We start from the raw sequence: 15,800 nt of genomic DNA, 5'->3' as shown, positions 1-15,800 counted from the left end.
CAATTCCCCGGCGGATTTCCAGTAGGGTATGGCATTCTGACCAGTTGATCAAAAAATCGGGGAATCGCCATGTCGTTGAAAGAAGCAGCCCTCAAGGTGCGTGAAAACGCCTATGCGCCCTACTCGAATTTCAAAGTGGGCGCCGCGGTCCGCACCCCGTCGGGTGCGGTGTTCGCGGGCTGCAACGTGGAAAACGTGGCCTATCCTGAAGGCACCTGCGCCGAGGCCGGGGCGATCGCCGCGATGGTCGCCGCCGGAGAAAACAAGCTGGCCGAGGTCTATGTCGTGGCCTCGAGCCCGCAACCGGTGCCGCCTTGCGGCGGGTGCCGGCAGAAACTGGCCGAGTTCGGGGACAAGGACGTGGTGGTCACCATGGCGACGGTGGACGGGGTTGAGACCCGCACGACCATCGGCGAGCTGCTGCCCGGCGCTTTCGACGCTTCGTTCATGTAAGGGCCGCGCCCATGGACGCCCGTTCGATCATCGCGAAACTACGCCGCCGCGAGGTGCCGGATGCCGGCGAACTGGCGTGGTTTGCCCAAGGTCTGGCCGATGGAAGCGTCAGCGACGCCCAGGCCGGAGCCTTTGCTATGGCCGTCTGCATGGGCGGGCTGGGTCCCGAGGGCCGCGCCGCGCTGACGCTGGCCATGCGGGACAGCGGTGAAGTTCTGACCTGGGATCTGGACGGTCCGGTGATCGACAAGCATTCGACCGGCGGTGTGGGGGATTGCGTCAGCCTCGTGCTGGCCCCGGCGCTGGCGGAATGCGGAGCCTATGTGCCGATGATCTCGGGCCGCGGTCTGGGCCATACCGGCGGGACGCTCGACAAGCTCGAGGCAATCCCAGGCGTGTCGACCCAGATCGGCCAGGACCGGTTCGCCCAGATTTTGGCCGAGACCGGTGCCGCCATCGTCGGCGCGACGGCGCAGATCGCCCCGGCGGACAAGCGGCTCTATGCCATCCGCGACGTTACCGCCACGGTCGAAAGCCTCGATCTGATCACGGCCTCGATCCTGTCCAAGAAACTAGCGGCCAGCCCCGATGCGCTGGTGCTGGACGTCAAGGTTGGCAGCGGGGCCTTCATGAAAACGCTGGACGAGGCGCGCATGCTGGCGCAGGCCCTGACCGAAACGGCCAATGCGGCCGGGTGCCGGACCTCGGCCCTGATCACTGACATGAATCAGCCGCTGGCGCCCGCGCTGGGCAACGCCTTGGAAATCGCCGAGGTGATGAAGGTGCTGACCGGTGGGCAGCCCTCGCCCCTGGCCGAGATTTCGGTCGAGCTGGGCGGTGTTCTGTTGTCTGACGCTGGTATGGTCGGCGACGTGCAGACGGGGCGGGACATGATCGCCGAGGTAATCCGCGATGGCCGCGCAGCCGAGCGGTTCGGCCGGATGATGGCCGCGGTGGGCGGACCGCTGGGCCTGGTCGAGGACTGGACGCGCTATCTGCCCGAGGCCAGCGTGATCCTCGAGGTGACGGCGCAGGACGAAGGCTATGTCACCGCGATGGATGGCGAGGCGCTGGGCCTTGCGGTCGTGGCGTTGGGCGGTGGCCGGCAGGTGGAAAGCGACGTGATCGACCCGGCGGTGGGCCTGTCGGCGCTGGTGCGGCTGGGCGACAAGGTCTCGGCCGGAACGCCGCTGGCCGTGGTCCATGCCGCGCGCGAGGATGCCGCACAGCGGGCCGCGCAAACCGTGCGCGCCGCAATCACCATCGGCCCGGCGGCCGTTCCGGTGCCGGAGCTCGTACAGGAAAGGATCCTTGCATGAGGCGCGCGTTCCTTGTGGTGATGGATTCGGTGGGCATCGGCGGCGCGCCGGATGCCGACCGGTTCTTCAATGGCGACGTGCCGGACACTGGCGCCAATACGGTGGCCCATATCGCGCAGGCCTGCGCCGAAGGGCGGGCCGAGGATGGCCGGTCCGGGCCGTTGCGCCTGCCCAACCTCGATGCGCTGGGGCTTGGGGCGGCGGTGCGACTGGCTTCGGGCGCGGATGCGCCGGGGTTGGAGGCCGACCCGACCGGCCTGTGGGGCTGCGCGCGCGAGCATTCGCCGGGCAAGGACACACCTTCGGGCCATTGGGAACTGGCCGGGCTGCCTGTGCCGTGGGACTGGCACTATTTCCCCGACACGGTTCCCGCGTTCCCTAAGGATCTGACCCGCGCCGCCGCACAGGCCGCAGGAACCGAGGGCATTCTGGGCAATTGCCATGCCTCGGGCACCACGATCATCGCCGAACTGGGCGCGGAACACATGCGCACCGGCTGGCCGATCTGCTATACCTCGGCCGACAGTGTGTTCCAGATTGCTGCGCATGAGGAGACTTTCGGTTTGGAGCGCCTGTACCAGATGTGCCGGACCCTCGCCCCCATTCTGCACAAGATGAAGGTGGGCCGGGTGATCGCCCGCCCCTTCGTGGGATCGCCCGAACAGGGGTTTGTCCGCACCACCAACCGCAAGGATTTTGCCATCACGCCGCCCGCACCGGTGCTGACCAACTGGGCGCAGGATGCCGGGCGCAATGTGCATGGCGTGGGCAAGATCGGTGACATCTTCTCGATGCAGGGGATCGACACGCTGGACAAGGGCTCGGACGCCGATCTGATGGGTCACCTGTCGCGCCTCGTGGACAGCGCCGAGGACGGCAGCCTGACATTCGCAAATTTCGTCGAGTTTGACAGCCAGTACGGCCACCGGCGCGACATCTCGGGCTATGCCCGCGCGCTGGAATGGTTCGACGCCGAGATCGGGCGTATCCTGCCCCGGCTGCGCCCTGGCGACCTGTTTCTGCTGACCGCCGATCACGGCAACGACCCCAGCTGGGTCGGCACCGACCACACCCGCGAACAGGTGCCGGTGCTGATCGCCGGCTTGGGGGCCGGACAGATCGGGCAGGTCAATTTCGCCGACGTGGCCGCCAGCATCGCACATCACCTGAGCATTCCGGCGCAAGGGCCGGGAAGGACCTTTCTATGACCGTCGCAGACCTGCCCAAGATCGAACTGCACCTGCATCACGAAGGCGCGGCTCCGCCCGGCTTCATCCGCCAGCTGGCGCAGGAAAAGAAGGTTGACCTGAGCGGCATCTTCAAGCCCGACGGCAGCTATGACTTCCGCGATTTCGCACATTTCCTCAGCGTCTACGAGGCCGCCTGCGAAGTCTTGAAAACGCCCGAGGATTTCCGCCGCCTGACGCTGGCGATCCTGGAAGAAAGCGCGGCGAACGGGGTGGTCTATTCCGAAACCTTCCTCAGCCCCGATTTCTGCGGCGGGGGCGATCTGCACGCCTGGCGCGACTATCTGGCCGCCATTCAGGACGCCGCCGACGAGGCCGAGCGCAAGTTCGACATCACTCTGCGCGGTGTGGTGACCTGCGTGCGCCATTTTGGGCCCGACAAGGCCAAGCGCAGCGCGCTGTGCGCCGCCGAAACCGCGGGCGACTGGATCACCGGGTTCGGCATGGGCGGGAACGAGGCCATGGGCCAGCAGGCCGATTTCAAATGGGCCTTCGACTGCGCGCGCGAGGCCGGATTGCGCCTGACCACCCATGCCGGCGAATTCGGCGGCCCCGAAAGCGTGCGCGATGCCGTACGCGCGCTGGGGGTCGAACGGGTGGGCCACGGCGTGCGAGCTATCGAAGACCCCGATCTGGTGCATGAACTGGCCGACCGGGGCGTTACGCTCGAGGTCTGCCCGGGCTCGAACGTGGTGCTGGGCTTGTACCCGGATTTCGCGACCCATCCGATCGCGCGGCTGCGCGAGGCGGGCGTGAAGGTCACGGTTTCCACCGATGACCCGCCGTTTTTTCATACCAACATGCGCCGCGAATATGAGATGCTGGCCCTGGCCTTCGGCTGGGACGCCGAGGATTTCGCCGCGCTGAACGACACCGCCCTGAACGCCGCATTCTGCGATGAAGAGACCCGCGCAAGGGTCAGGAAAAGACTGGAGAACACATGAGCGAACATCTGACCGTCGTCGACCACCCACTGGTTCAGCACAAACTGACGCTCATGCGGGACAAGGGCACCTCGACCGCCTCGTTCCGGCAACTGCTGCGCGAGATCACGCTGCTGCTGGCCTATGAGGTGACCCGCGATCTGCCGCTGACCACGCGCAACATCGAGACCCCGATGGAGGAGATGGACGCGCCGATTCTGGCGGGCAAGAAGCTGGCGCTGGTGTCGATCTTGCGTGCAGGCAACGGGATGCTGGATGGTGTTCTGGAATTGGTGCCCTCGGCCCGGGTCGGTTTCGTCGGCCTGTATCGCGACGAAGAAACGCTGCAACCGGTGCAGTACTATTTCAAGGTTCCCGAGGGGCTGAAAGACCGGCTGGTGATCGCGGTTGACCCGATGCTGGCCACGGGTAACAGCTCGGCCGCGGCGGTTGACCTGCTGAAGCAGGCCGGCGCCACCGACATCCGGTTCCTGTGCCTGTTGGCCGCCCCCGAAGGTGTGGCGCGCATGAAAGAGGCGCATCCCGATGTCAAAATCGTGACCGCCGCGCTGGACCGCGAGCTGAATTCCAAGGGCTACATCATGCCCGGCCTCGGCGATGCCGGCGACCGGATGTTCGGCACCAAATAGGCGCCTAGTCGCTGCAGATGTTCTGCAGCCGCACCCAGTCGCGGTCAGGCAGGACCTGGTCCAGAGGCTCAGCTGCCATCGGGTCGGCCTCGATCAGGGGCAGAACCGTTTCGCCAGTGATGTCGCGCGCATAGGCATAAGGCGTCGAAGGCAGTCGGGCCTGGGCAAAGCTCTGCAGCAGGGTCTCATCCGCGATTTCCGGGCGCGGGTCCGACAGGACCTGCTCGGTATAGGCGTCGATCTGCCCGGTCGTCAGCCCGCCGGTGGTCAACAGGTGAAACGCGGCGGCGCTGCCCGTCCGGTCCAGCAGTTCGTCCAGAGGGTCCTGCTGTGCGGCTCGGGCGCGCTCAGCGATCATGTATCCCGCGGCGACGGCCGGGTCCTCGTAATCTTCGACAAGCGCCCGGTTCAGCAGCACGATGCCACCGGGCAGGCCTAGGCTGTCTTGCACGCCCGCGGGCAAGATCACGACCCGGCGCACCCCGGTCCGCTGCGCAAGCGCCCGCAGCGACGCCTGCGCGTCGCGCGTGTTGCAGGCCCGACCCGAAACGCGTTCGATCCGGCGCAGGACCATCTCGCCGATTTCCTGGCGCTTGATCTGCGGCAGAACGCTCACGACATGGGATTGCAGCGCGCCCGGTAACCAGAAAACAAGCAGCGCCACCACCGCGGCCGCGACGCCGCCGACGCTGGCCCAGCGCAGGCGTCCGGGGTGGGGACGGGCACGTTCGATGGCACGCTGCAGCTTGTCGATGGCCTCGATCATGGTCGTTTCCGACTGGTCGAGCTCCAGCGTCTCGCCCGGGTCGCCGTCGGGGTTGTAGATGGCCGGAAAGACGCCGGGGTTCTGGCGCTCCAATGCGGCCAGAGACCAATGGGTCAGCGGTCGGTCGTTGAAGTCGGAAATCGTCAGTGTCGCTTCGCCGATCGACACCACGACCTCGCGCCGTTGTTCGTCCGGCGACGGGCGCCACAGACCGGTGGCTTCGATCCGTTGGTATTGTTTGAATGCCGTCTTCACGGTGGGCTGCTCGTTATGGTTTGGCCAAGTCCTATCACGTTCGGACCGAACGGCGCAAACCTGTTGCACAACCGGTGCCGGGCATGTTCCACTGAACCACTTGAAAGTACCAGAATACCAAAGGGGCCAGGGTGATCCTATCGACGGGGCGGTCTTTCATTTTCATTCATATCCCGAAAACCGGGGGAACGTCGCTGGCGCTTGCGCTCGAGGCGCGTGCGATGAAGGACGACATTCTGGTGGGAGACACGCCCAAGGCGCAACGGCGACGGCGGCGTCAGCAGTCGCTTGTGACCGCGGGCCGCCTGTGGAAACACGCGAGTCTGTCCGATATCGAGGGGCTTGTACCGCCCGACCTAATGCCCGCCATGTTCGTCTTTACGCTGGTGCGCAACCCCTGGGACCGGATGGTCAGCTACTATCACTGGCTGCGCACACAGACGTTTTCGCACCCGGCGGTCGGCTTGGCCCGGACGCTGGATTTCGCTGGTTTCGTACAGCACCCGGACATCCGCCGATCGTTCCGGCAGAACCCGGCGCGTAGCTACGTCACCACCGCCAAGGGGCAGGATCTGTGCAAGGCTTATGTTCGGCTCGAGCATTTCCACGAAGATGCCTGCCCCTTGTTCGATCATCTTGGGTTTGAATTCTGTCTGCCGCATGCAAACCCGTCGAACCGATCGGCAGACTATCGGGACTATTATTGCGCCCAGACCCGCGATGCCGTGGCCGAGGCCTGTTCAGAAGATATCGAGAGATTCGGGTATCACTTCGAATAAAGTAACTGTTGCCCATTTACGTTCAACGGCGGGGCTAGTGGTGGAACTGTTCCCGAAACCTGGCCTGGCACTCGGTGTGATGGCATAAAGCCGGCGGAAAAAAGGCATAAATGAGGCGTCGCTTGGCCTGACGTGCTACACCTGTTTCAGTTGACAGGTGCCAGAAGGGGGCGGCGCATGTTTGAAGTAGTGAGTGTTTCAGCGGACGAGATGTCCTTTGAAAAAGGGGTTGCAACAACGACGCGCAAGGCTGTTTCGGTGCGGCGCGGAGGGTTGGTGCATGGAACGCGGGTTCTGACCTATGGCGGGTGGGTGCCCGTCGAGGCGCTGACACCCGGAGATCCGGTACGCACGGCGGACAACGGGTTCCAGCCCGTGCGGCGGGTGTCACAAGACCTGATTTCGGTGCCGGCTGATGAAACCCGTCCGGACTTCCTGCCGGTCCGGGTGCCGGCCGGCGCGGCTTACAACAAGCGGCCGGTCTGGCTCATGCCCGAGCAGGGGATTGCCGTCGCCGCGGCTTGGCTGGATGCGCCGCCGACGGACAGCGCCATCGTCGCCGCGCGGTTGCTCAGCGGGGCATTTGCCTTTGGCTCGGCGATGCCGGCCACCCGTTTCCCGGTGACCACATTGTTTTTCGATCAGGACGAGATCATTTGCATCGAAGGGGGTCTGCGGGCCTATTTCCCGGCCTGCCGCATCGGGGGCAGAGGGCGTGTAGCGGGGCAAAGCGGTTATCCGGTTCTGGATGCAGAGAGTGGCGCGGCACTGGTGGCGTCCGTCGCGGCGGCGCGCGATCTGTCAGCGCTGGCCTGCCCGGTGTCGGCTTCGGCTGTTGCGGTTCCCGGGGCGCCGGTGGTTCCGGTCAGACCCCTCCGGGGCGAGCGGCGCCCCGGACGCCCGGGGCGGCCCAGACAGCCGGTCCTGCTGTTGCGCGCCGACTGGCAGAGCTGACCCGGTCGAGCCAGCGGGCGGCTGGCGCGTTCAACCACGCGCCAGCACCTGTACGTCAAGCCGCTTTGGCCTCGGGGGCGAAGCGGCCATAGAAGGTCTGACCCTTCTCGGCCATCTCGCGCAGCAGCGGCGGGCAAGCGAAGCGGTCGCCATATTTCTCGGTCAACTGGTCGCAACGCTCGGCGGCGTAGGGCGCGCCGATCATGTCGAGCCAGCTGAACGGACCACCCGACCACGGCGCAAAGCCCCAGGCCAGGATGGCGCCAACATCGCCTTCGCGGATGTCTTCCAGAACGCCTTCCTCCAACGCGCGCACGGCTTCCAGAACCTGTGCGAACATCAGGCGGTCCTGCACTTCCTGCAGCGAGGCCTGCTGTTCGGCTAGCCGATATTTCTCGTGAAGACCGTGCCAGTAGCCGATGCGCTTGCCGTTCTCGTCATAGTCGAAGAACCCGGCCTTGACCTTGCGACCCAGACGGCCTTGCTCCTCCATCCAGAAGATCAGCTCGTCGGCGGGGCTTTCGGGATAGGCGTCGCCCATCGCGGCCTTGGTCGCCCGCGCGATCTTGGCACCCAGGTCGATCGAGGTTTCGTCGGTCAGCTGTATCGGACCAACCGGAAAGCCCAGCTGACGCGCCGCGTTGTCGATCAGCACCGGCTTGACGCCCTCGGTGATCATCCGCGCGCCTTCGTTGATGTAGGGGATGATGCAGCGGTTGCAGTAGAAGAACCGCGCGTCATTGACCACGATCGGCGTCTTGCGGATCTGGCGGACATAGTCCAGCGCCTTGGCCACGGCGCGGTCACCGGTTTCCTTGCCCTTGATGATTTCCACCAGGAACATCTTCTCGACCGGCGAGAAGAAGTGGATTCCGATGAACTGATCGGGCCGCTTGCTGGCCTTGGCCAGTTCGGTGATCGGCAGGGTCGAGGTATTCGAGGCAAAGATGCAGTCCTCGGGGATGATCGCCTCGACCTTCTGGGTCATCTCGGCTTTGACCTTGGGGTCCTCGAACACGGCTTCGATGATCAGATCGCAGCCCGCCAGCTTTTCAAGATCAGGCGTGGCGGTGATGCGGCTCAGCATGGCCTCTTTCTTCTCGGCCGTGACCTTGCCACGCTTCATGCCCTTGTCCAGATAGGCTTCGGTATAGGCCTTGCCCTTGTCTGCGGCGGCTTGATCGCGGTCGATCAGCACGACCTCCATCCCGGCCTGCGCCGAGACCAGCGCGATGCCCGCGCCCATCATGCCGGCACCCAGAACGCCGATCTTCTTGACCGACTGGTCCGGAATGCCCTTCGGACGAACGGCGCCTTTTTCCAGCGCTTCCTTGTTCAGGAACAGCGAACGGATCATCGCGCCCGAGGACGGGTTCATCAACACCGAGGTGAACCAGCGCGCCTCGATCTTCAGCGCGGTGTCGAAATCGACCAGTGCGCCTTCATAGACCGCGCTCAGCAGGGCCTTGGCCGCCGGGAAGGCGCCTTGGGTTTTGCCGTTCACCATGGCCGAGGCGCCCACGAAGTTCATGAAGCCCGCCGGGTGATAGGGCGCGCCGCCGGGCATCTTGTAGCCCTTGGCGTCCCACGGCTTGACCAGATCGGCATCCTTGGCGTTCAGCACCCATTCCTTAGCCGCGGCCAGCGGATCGGCTGCGATCTCGTCGATGTAGCCTGCGCCCTTGGCCTTTTTCACGTCCAGCATCTTGCCTTCCAGCAGCAGCGGAGCCGCCGCGATGGCGCCCACCTTGCGGACCATACGCGTGGTGCCGCCTGCGCCGGGAAAGATGCCGACCATGATTTCCGGCAGGCCGTATTTGGCCTTGGGGTTCTCGGCGGCAAAGATGCGATGGGTCGCCAGCGGCAGCTCCATGCCGATGCCGGCGGCAGTGCCGGGCAGGGCGGCCGCGATCGGTTTGCCACCTTTCTTGGTCTTGGGGTCCATGCCGGCCAGTTCGATCTTGCGCAGCAGGGCGTGCATCTTCATCGTGCCTTCGAACAGGCCCTTGGCCGGGTCGTCACCCGCCTGTTCCTTCATCACCGCCAGCAGATTCAGGTCCATGCCGCCGGCAAACGATCCTTCCTTGCCGCTGGTAATCACGATGCCTTTGATCTCGTCATCGGCGAGGGCCTGATCGATGCAGTCGTTCAGTTCGGACAGGCCGTCAAACGACATCACGTTCATGGTCTTGCCGGGGACGTCCCAGGTGATGATGCCAACGCCGTCGGCGTCTTTGGTCAGTGTAAAATCAGCCATTTTTCTTCTCCTGATCCCCGCCGTTACACACGTTCGATTATGGTTGCCGCGCCCATGCCGGATGCGATGCACAAGGTGGCCAGACCGGTTTCCTTGTCCTGACGCTCCAGCTCGTCCAGCAGGGTGCCGATGATGATCGCGCCGGTGGCGCCCAGCGGGTGGCCCATGGCGATCGAGCCGCCATTGACGTTGACCAGCGCCGGATCGACGTCAAATGCCTGCTGGAACCGCAGCACGACCGAGGCAAAGGCCTCGTTGACCTCGAACAGGTCCAGATCGCTGATCGTCATGCCGGTTTCGGCTAGGATCTTTTCGGTCACCGGAACCGGGCCGGTCAGCATGATGGTCGGGTCGGTGCCGATCTTGGCGGTGGCCTTGATGCGGGCGCGCGGCTTCAGGCCGTATTTCTCGCCGAATTCCTTGTTGCCGATCAGAACGGCCGCTGCGCCATCCACGATGCCCGAGCTGTTGCCGGCGTGGTGGATGTGGTTGATCTTTTCCAGATGCGGGTATTTCAGCATCGCCACCTTGTCGAAACCCGGCATCTGCTCGCCCATCATCTGGAACGAGGGGTTCAGCGCGCCGAGGCTCTGCATGTCGGTGCCGGGGCGCATGTATTCGTCGCGGTCCAAAATGGTCAGGCCGTTGCGGTCCTTGACGGTGATCACCGACTTGGCAAAGCGGTTCTCTTCCCACGCCTTGGCCGCGCGTTTCTGCGATTCAACGGCCAGCGCGTCGGCTTGATCGCGGGTAAAGCCGTATTCGGTCGCGATGATGTCGGCCGAGATGCCCTGCGGTACGAAATAGGTCTCCATCGCCAGCGACGGATCGACCGCGATGGCGGCGCCATCGCTGCCCATGGGCACGCGGCCCATCATTTCGACGCCACCGGCGATATAGGCCTCGCCCGCGCCGCCTTTGACCTGGTTGGCGGCCAGGTTCACGGCCTCCATGCCGGAGGCGCAGAACCGGTTGATGGCCAGACCGGGGATCGATTCATCCAAGTCCGAGGCCAGAACCGCGGACCGCGCCAGACAGCCGCCCTGTTCCATCACCTGGGTGACGTTGCCCCAGATCACGTCCTCGACGGCGTGGCCTTCCAGGTTGTTGCGTTCCTTGATGGCGTTCAAGGCCACCGCCGACAGGCGCACCGAGGTCACCTCGTGCAGGCTGCCGTCCTTGCGGCCCTTGCCGCGCGGGGTGCGCACAGCGTCATAAATGAAAGCTTCGGTCATGCTTCTCTCCTCAAGCTCGATCCGACGGATTGCCGGGCATCAGGTCATAGGGGTGTTTCCAGCCGGGCTGCTCGGACAGGCGGGTCAGCCAGGCGTCGATATGGGGCCATTCGGAGCGGTCAAAGCCGAACGGTTCGGGGTAATACAGGTAACCGCAGCAGCTGAGATCGGCGTTGGTCACGCTGTCGCCGACGATCCAGTCGCGGCCCTCCAGATGGGCGTTCAGCACCTGATAAGCGGCCTTCAGGCGGCCTTGGTTGAAGGCGATCACATCCGGGTTACGGTGCTGTTCGGGCAGGAAGTTCATCAAGAACCGGGTCAGGCCCGCCATCGAGCTGAGCTTGTGGTTGTCCCACAGCACCCAGCGTAGGATGTCATAGTTCTCCTCCCGCGTCTTTCCGCCGAACTTGCCCGACTTTTCGGTGACATAGGCCTGAATCGCGCCTGACTGGCTGATCCGGAAATCTCCGTCGATCAGCACCGGCGCTTCGCCCATTTCGTTGACTTCGGCGCGGTATTCGGGGGCTCGGGTCTGGCCGTTGAAGAAATCGACAAAGACCGGCGCCCACTCCAGCCCTGACATCTCAAGCGCAAGGGCGGCCTTGTACGAGTTTCCGCTTTCTCCGAAGCAATGCAGTTTTATCGTCATGCACTCACCCCTCCCAAGGCGGTTTGTACGGTTTCGTCACGCACGTGTCTTAAGAAAGACCTGACCGCGGGCCGCAGCCGATTTTGGACTTGTCTTGCTGAAAACACGCCGGGCCTGGGCCAGGCATTGGGGTCGTCTAGCGTTTGCGCGCCTCAAGCTCGGAATTGAAGATGCGCAGCCGGTGGGTCAGGTTCTCCTCGTCGATCACGCTGTTGAAATTCTCGAACAGGAATGACAGCGCCTCTCCTTCGTCCAGCCCAGCCTCGCGGGCAAACCCCTTGAGTTTTCGATATCCGTCCTCGGTCATGGCGACGGGAAAGCGGCGGGTCAGGCGAAAGCGTTTGGGCATGTCAACTCCTCGGTGAGCGCTGGTTCCGGGCGGGGTCGCCCGGAACCAGACTGGGATCAGAAGTTCGCCGCGTCCAGTGCCATCACCGTGTCGGCGCCGGTCTGGATCCGCGCCAGGTGCATGCCCGTGGCCGGTAGACGGCGTGCCATGTAGTAGCGGCCGGTGGCGATTTTTGTCTCGTAGAAGTCCTTGTCGGACGCGCCGGCATCCAGCGCCTCTTGCGCGGCCTTTGCCATCTGCGCCCACATCAGGCCCAAGCAGACATGGCCGAACATGTGCATGAAGTCATAAGAACCCGACAGGGCGTTGTTCGGGTTGGTCATGCCGTTCTGCATGAAATACATGCCGGCGGCCTGCAGGTCCTTCGAGGCGGCCTTCAGCGGTTCGATGAACGCCTTGTCATAGGCTTCGTCTTTGCCGCTGTTTTCCTTGCAGAAGGTTTTGACCATGTCGAAGAAGGCCATGACATGCTTGCCGCCGTCCTGCGCCAGCTTGCGGCCGACGAGATCTAGCGCCTGAACGCCGTTGGCGCCTTCGTAGATCATGGCGATGCGGGCGTCGCGGGTGTATTGCGACATGCCCCATTCCTCGATGTAGCCATGGCCGCCATAGACCTGCTGGGCCCGAACGGTCATGTCGTAACCTTCATCGGTCAGGAAGCCCTTGATGACCGGGGTCATCAGCGAGATCAGCCCGTCGGCGTCCTTGTCACCTGCGCGGTGCGCCCTGTCGATCAGAGTCGCACCCCACAGAATGAAAGCCCGCGCGCCTTCCACAAAGCTTTTCTGGTCCATCAGGCTGCGGCGGATGTCGGGATGCACGATCAGCGGATCGGCCGGGCCATCGGGGTTCTTGGCGCCGGTCACGTCGCGGCCCTGCAGGCGGTCCTTGGCGTATTCCAGCGCGTTCTGATAGGCGGCCTCGGCCTGGGCCAGACCTTGCATGCCCACACCCAGACGCGCTTCGTTCATCATGGTGAACATGGCTCGCATACCCTTGTGTTCCTGCCCCAGCAGCCAGCCGGTCGCGCCGTCATAGTTCATCACGCAGGTCGAGTTGCCGTGGATGCCCATCTTTTCTTCGATCTTGCCGACCGAAACACCATTGCGCTCACCCAGGCTGCCGTCTTCGTTCACCAGGAACTTGGGGACGATGAACAGCGACACGCCCTTGATGCCCTCGGGGCCGCCGGGGATCTTGGCCAGCACCAGGTGGATGATGTTGTCGGCCATGTCGTGATCGCCGGACGAGATAAAGATCTTCTGGCCAGTGATCTTGTAGCTGCCATCGCCCTGCGGTTCGGCCTTGGTGCGCATCAGGCCCAGATCGGTGCCGCAATGCGGCTCGGTCAGGTTCATGGTGCCGGTCCACTCGCAACTGACCATCTTGGGCAGATAGGTGCTTTTCTGCTCGTCGGTGCCGTGCGCCAGGATGGCCGAGGCAGCGCCGTGGGTCAGGCCCTGATACATCGTGAAGGCCTGGTTCGCGGCCGAGAACATCTCGCCCACGGCCGTGCCAAGAACATAAGGCATGTTCTGGCCGCCATATTCCTCGGGCATGTCCAGGCCGGTCCAGCCGCCTTCCTTGACCTGCTCGAACGCGTCCTTGAACCCGGTCGGGGTATAGACCACGCCGTTTTCGAACCGGCAGCCTTCCTTGTCGCCAACCACGTTCAGCGGGTGCAGCAGGTTGACGGCGACCTTGCCTGCCTCTTCCAGCACGGCGCCGGTGAAATCGGGCTCGAGCTCGGCATAGCCCGGAATGTCGGATTGCGAGACCTTGAGAAACTCTTGCAGAACGAATTGCGTGTCTTTGGTAGGCGCGTTGTAGACGGGCATTTGAAGCTCCCTTAAATTCAGATGTCCGGGTGGCTGGCGGCCGGGTGGCTTACTCGGCAGCCTTCTTTTCCTGTTTCATCGAGGCGATGACCTTTTCGCCCCAGCGCAACTGTTCCTTCAGATCGTCGATCGCCTGGGTCAGTTCCTCACGGCGGGCTTCCATGTCGGCCAGACGCTCGCACGCGATTTCATAGGTGCGGGTCATCTGGGTCAGTTGCTGGTCGCCGACATGGTACAGATCCAGAAGCTGGCGAATCTCTTCCAGGCTGAAGCCAAAGCGCTTGCCGCGCAGGATCAGCTTGAGCCGCGCCCGGTCACGTTTGGTGAACAACCGTTTCTGACCTTCCCGGATCGGAAACAGAAGCTCCTTGGCCTCGTAGAACCGCAGGGTCCGCGGCGTGACGTCATACGCCTCGCACATTTCGCGGATCGTCATCAGGTCTTCGGTCATGGGTCATCCCCCTCGTCACTGGCGTCATGCAGTACGAGTTGCGCAGTCGATGGCCGCTTTACAACATGAGAGTGACGTTGACGTAATTCAAACGCTGCGTCACTTTCAAATTGACGTAACATCCGCTCGCGTAAAGCGCGGTCCCGGCAATTTCCTTGCCCCGGTTCAGGCGAAATCGAGGGTGGCAGCGACAAAAAAGAAAGCCGCGCAAGGCAACGCGCGGCTGTCTGTCAAGATGATCAGGCCGGGGGTCAGTTCAGCATTTTTGCGGTTTGATCGCGCAGGCGCTGCAATTCGTCCATGGCTTCGTCCAGTTGCTGGCGCTGCTGGCGCAACTCTTCCATCTGCCGGTCGGCCATCTCGACGAAGGTCGCCATCTGGGCCTCGTTGCCCTGATCCTCGTAGATCAGCAGCCATTGCCGGATCTCTTCTAGCGGAAAGCCAAACTTGCGGCCGCGCATGATTAGCTTCATCCGCGCCCGTTCGCGCGGGCCATAGAACCGCGACCGGCCTTCGCGGTCGGGTTGCAGAAGCTCGATATATTCATAGTAGCGCAGGGTGCGCGGAGTCACGTCGAACTCGGCGCACATCTCTTTGAATGACAAACGATCGTCGGACATTCCTGTTCTCCTCGGCTGCAACCTAGGGCGTTGCGCGGACAAGCGCAACAGGCGGGCTTGCCCTTTGCGTCAACACCAGACCATAAAGAAGGCAACGAAAAAGGACAGAGCACCAATGGTCGACAAGACAGTACTCGCCCGCCAGTTCATCGAAGCGATCCCCCATGCGCGGGCCTTGGGCCTGACCCTGACGCATATCGGCGAGGGCGAGGCCGAGATCACCATGCCCTACAACGAGGATCTGATCGGCGATCCCCGCACGGGCGTGATTCACGGAGGAGCGGTGTCGGCAAGCCTTGATACTTGCTGCGGGGCCGCGGTCATGAGCCACCCGGCAGCCCCCGGCGGTACCGCCACCATCGACCTGCGCATCGACTACATGCGCGCCGCAACGCCCGGCCAAACGATCACCACCCGGGCAACTTGCTATCACATCACGCGCAACGTAGCCTTCGTGCGCGCCACCGCCATGGACGACGATCAAGATCGCCCTGTGGCCACCGCCTCGGGCGCCTTCACGGTCGAGGGGAAGTGAGATGACAAGACCCCGTCCCGAGCCGATGCAGGTGGTGAAACAGCGGCGCGACGCGGCCCTCAAGGCGCTGGTCGAGGGGGTTCCGTATATCCGGTTCCTCAACATCAGCTTCGACCGGCGCGGAGACGAACTGACCAGCGTTCTGAATTTCGACGAGAAGCTGATCGGCAACCCGTTCCTGCCGGCGATTCATGGCGGCGTCACGGCGGCCTTTCTCGAGGTGACGGCGGTGATCACGCTCAGCTGGGAGCACCTGTTCCCGCGCATCGAAAGCGGTGAGATCGACGCCGATGACATTATCTCTGATCACAGTATCCGCTTTCCCAAGACCATCGACTTCACGGTGGATTATCTGCGCTCGGGCCTGCCGCGCGATGCCTATGCGCGCGCTTTCATCAGCCGGGCGGGACGGCGGTATGCCTCGGTTCGCGTCGAGGCCTGGCAGGACAACCACGCCAAGCTGTTCGCGCAGGCCAGCGGGCATTTCCTGATGCCGCAAGAGCCTTCGGCCAAGGGCTGA

Annotated in this window: 17 protein-coding genes; 9 read left to right on the top strand and 8 right to left on the bottom strand. The window is 63.7% G+C overall.

Annotated features, from left to right (window positions below):
• Window positions 1–69 precede the first annotated feature (69 nt).
• The 5 genes from AC2FMM_RS09195 to upp are packed head-to-tail and all read left to right on the top strand — an operon-like array spanning window position 70 to window position 4,592.
• Complete coding sequence (locus tag AC2FMM_RS09195; protein ID WP_496687359.1) at window positions 70–453, top strand: cytidine deaminase; 384 nt, start codon at window positions 70–72, stop codon at window positions 451–453.
• Window positions 454–464: 11 nt separating this feature from the next.
• Window positions 465–1,772: a thymidine phosphorylase gene (locus AC2FMM_RS09190; RefSeq protein WP_496796386.1), complete on the top strand. Its 1,308-nt coding sequence runs from the start codon at window positions 465–467 to the stop codon at window positions 1,770–1,772.
• Complete coding sequence (locus AC2FMM_RS09185) at window positions 1,769–2,980, top strand: phosphopentomutase (RefSeq protein ID WP_496796385.1); 1,212 nt, start codon at window positions 1,769–1,771, stop codon at window positions 2,978–2,980. The genes AC2FMM_RS09190 and AC2FMM_RS09185 overlap by 4 nt, the downstream gene beginning before the upstream one ends.
• Entirely contained in the window at window positions 2,977–3,963 is a 987-nt protein-coding gene (locus tag AC2FMM_RS09180; protein ID WP_496796384.1) for an adenosine deaminase, read from the top strand. The genes AC2FMM_RS09185 and AC2FMM_RS09180 overlap by 4 nt, the downstream gene beginning before the upstream one ends.
• Window positions 3,960–4,592, top strand: a complete 633-nt coding sequence (upp, locus tag AC2FMM_RS09175) for a uracil phosphoribosyltransferase (RefSeq protein WP_490361960.1) — start codon at window positions 3,960–3,962, stop codon at window positions 4,590–4,592. The genes AC2FMM_RS09180 and upp overlap by 4 nt, the downstream gene beginning before the upstream one ends.
• A 4-nt stretch (window positions 4,593–4,596) precedes the next feature.
• Here upp and AC2FMM_RS09170 read toward each other — a convergent pair whose 3' ends face one another.
• A complete protein-coding gene (locus tag AC2FMM_RS09170; protein WP_496796383.1) occupies window positions 4,597–5,613 on the bottom strand; it encodes a hypothetical protein in 1,017 nt (338 codons plus the stop codon).
• 131 nt (window positions 5,614–5,744) lie between these two features.
• On the opposite strand from AC2FMM_RS09170, the gene AC2FMM_RS09165 reads away from it, so the two are divergent.
• Window positions 5,745–6,392 carry a sulfotransferase family 2 domain-containing protein gene (locus AC2FMM_RS09165; protein ID WP_496712676.1) on the top strand — a complete coding sequence of 216 codons (648 nt, stop codon included), beginning with the start codon at window positions 5,745–5,747 and terminating at the stop codon, window positions 6,390–6,392.
• A 177-nt stretch (window positions 6,393–6,569) separates the two neighbouring features.
• Window positions 6,570–7,346, top strand: coding sequence for a Hint domain-containing protein (locus tag AC2FMM_RS09160; RefSeq protein ID WP_496796382.1), 777 nt, complete (start codon window positions 6,570–6,572; stop codon window positions 7,344–7,346).
• 55 nt (window positions 7,347–7,401) lie between these two features.
• Here AC2FMM_RS09160 and AC2FMM_RS09155 read toward each other — a convergent pair whose 3' ends face one another.
• The 7 genes from AC2FMM_RS09155 to AC2FMM_RS09125 form a co-directional block, all read right to left on the bottom strand.
• Window positions 7,402–9,603: a 3-hydroxyacyl-CoA dehydrogenase NAD-binding domain-containing protein gene (locus tag AC2FMM_RS09155; RefSeq protein WP_496796381.1), complete on the bottom strand. Its 2,202-nt coding sequence runs from the start codon at window positions 9,601–9,603 to the stop codon at window positions 7,402–7,404.
• A 23-nt stretch (window positions 9,604–9,626) separates the two neighbouring features.
• Window positions 9,627–10,838 carry an acetyl-CoA C-acetyltransferase gene (locus AC2FMM_RS09150; RefSeq protein ID WP_496742163.1) on the bottom strand — a complete coding sequence of 404 codons (1,212 nt, stop codon included), beginning with the start codon at window positions 10,836–10,838 and terminating at the stop codon, window positions 9,627–9,629.
• A 10-nt stretch (window positions 10,839–10,848) separates the two neighbouring features.
• On the bottom strand, window positions 10,849–11,487 hold the full coding sequence (locus AC2FMM_RS09145; RefSeq protein WP_496796380.1) for a glutathione S-transferase family protein: 639 nt from the start codon (window positions 11,485–11,487) through the stop codon (window positions 10,849–10,851).
• Between the two features lie 136 nt (window positions 11,488–11,623).
• On the bottom strand, window positions 11,624–11,836 hold the full coding sequence (locus AC2FMM_RS09140; protein ID WP_005981899.1) for a hypothetical protein: 213 nt from the start codon (window positions 11,834–11,836) through the stop codon (window positions 11,624–11,626).
• A gap of 56 nt (window positions 11,837–11,892) precedes the next feature.
• A complete protein-coding gene (locus AC2FMM_RS09135) occupies window positions 11,893–13,674 on the bottom strand; it encodes an acyl-CoA dehydrogenase C-terminal domain-containing protein (protein ID WP_496687375.1) in 1,782 nt (593 codons plus the stop codon).
• Between the two features lie 49 nt (window positions 13,675–13,723).
• Window positions 13,724–14,125: a MerR family transcriptional regulator gene (locus tag AC2FMM_RS09130; RefSeq protein WP_005981908.1), complete on the bottom strand. Its 402-nt coding sequence runs from the start codon at window positions 14,123–14,125 to the stop codon at window positions 13,724–13,726.
• A gap of 251 nt (window positions 14,126–14,376) precedes the next feature.
• Window positions 14,377–14,745: a MerR family transcriptional regulator gene (locus AC2FMM_RS09125; RefSeq protein ID WP_496678371.1), complete on the bottom strand. Its 369-nt coding sequence runs from the start codon at window positions 14,743–14,745 to the stop codon at window positions 14,377–14,379.
• 115 nt (window positions 14,746–14,860) lie between these two features.
• Between AC2FMM_RS09125 and AC2FMM_RS09120 the strand changes: the two genes are divergently transcribed.
• Together AC2FMM_RS09120 and AC2FMM_RS09115 are read left to right on the top strand one after the other, a co-directional pair.
• Window positions 14,861–15,280, top strand: coding sequence for a PaaI family thioesterase (locus tag AC2FMM_RS09120; RefSeq protein WP_170358398.1), 420 nt, complete (start codon window positions 14,861–14,863; stop codon window positions 15,278–15,280).
• 1 nt (window position 15,281) lies between these two features.
• On the top strand, window positions 15,282–15,800 hold the full coding sequence (locus tag AC2FMM_RS09115) for a PaaI family thioesterase (protein ID WP_496687376.1): 519 nt from the start codon (window positions 15,282–15,284) through the stop codon (window positions 15,798–15,800).

The organism is Ruegeria sp. BHSC043 (genome assembly GCF_059612985.1).
The sequence above is the reverse complement of the archived record's forward strand: the minus strand, read 5'-3'. Positions and strand labels throughout refer to the sequence as shown.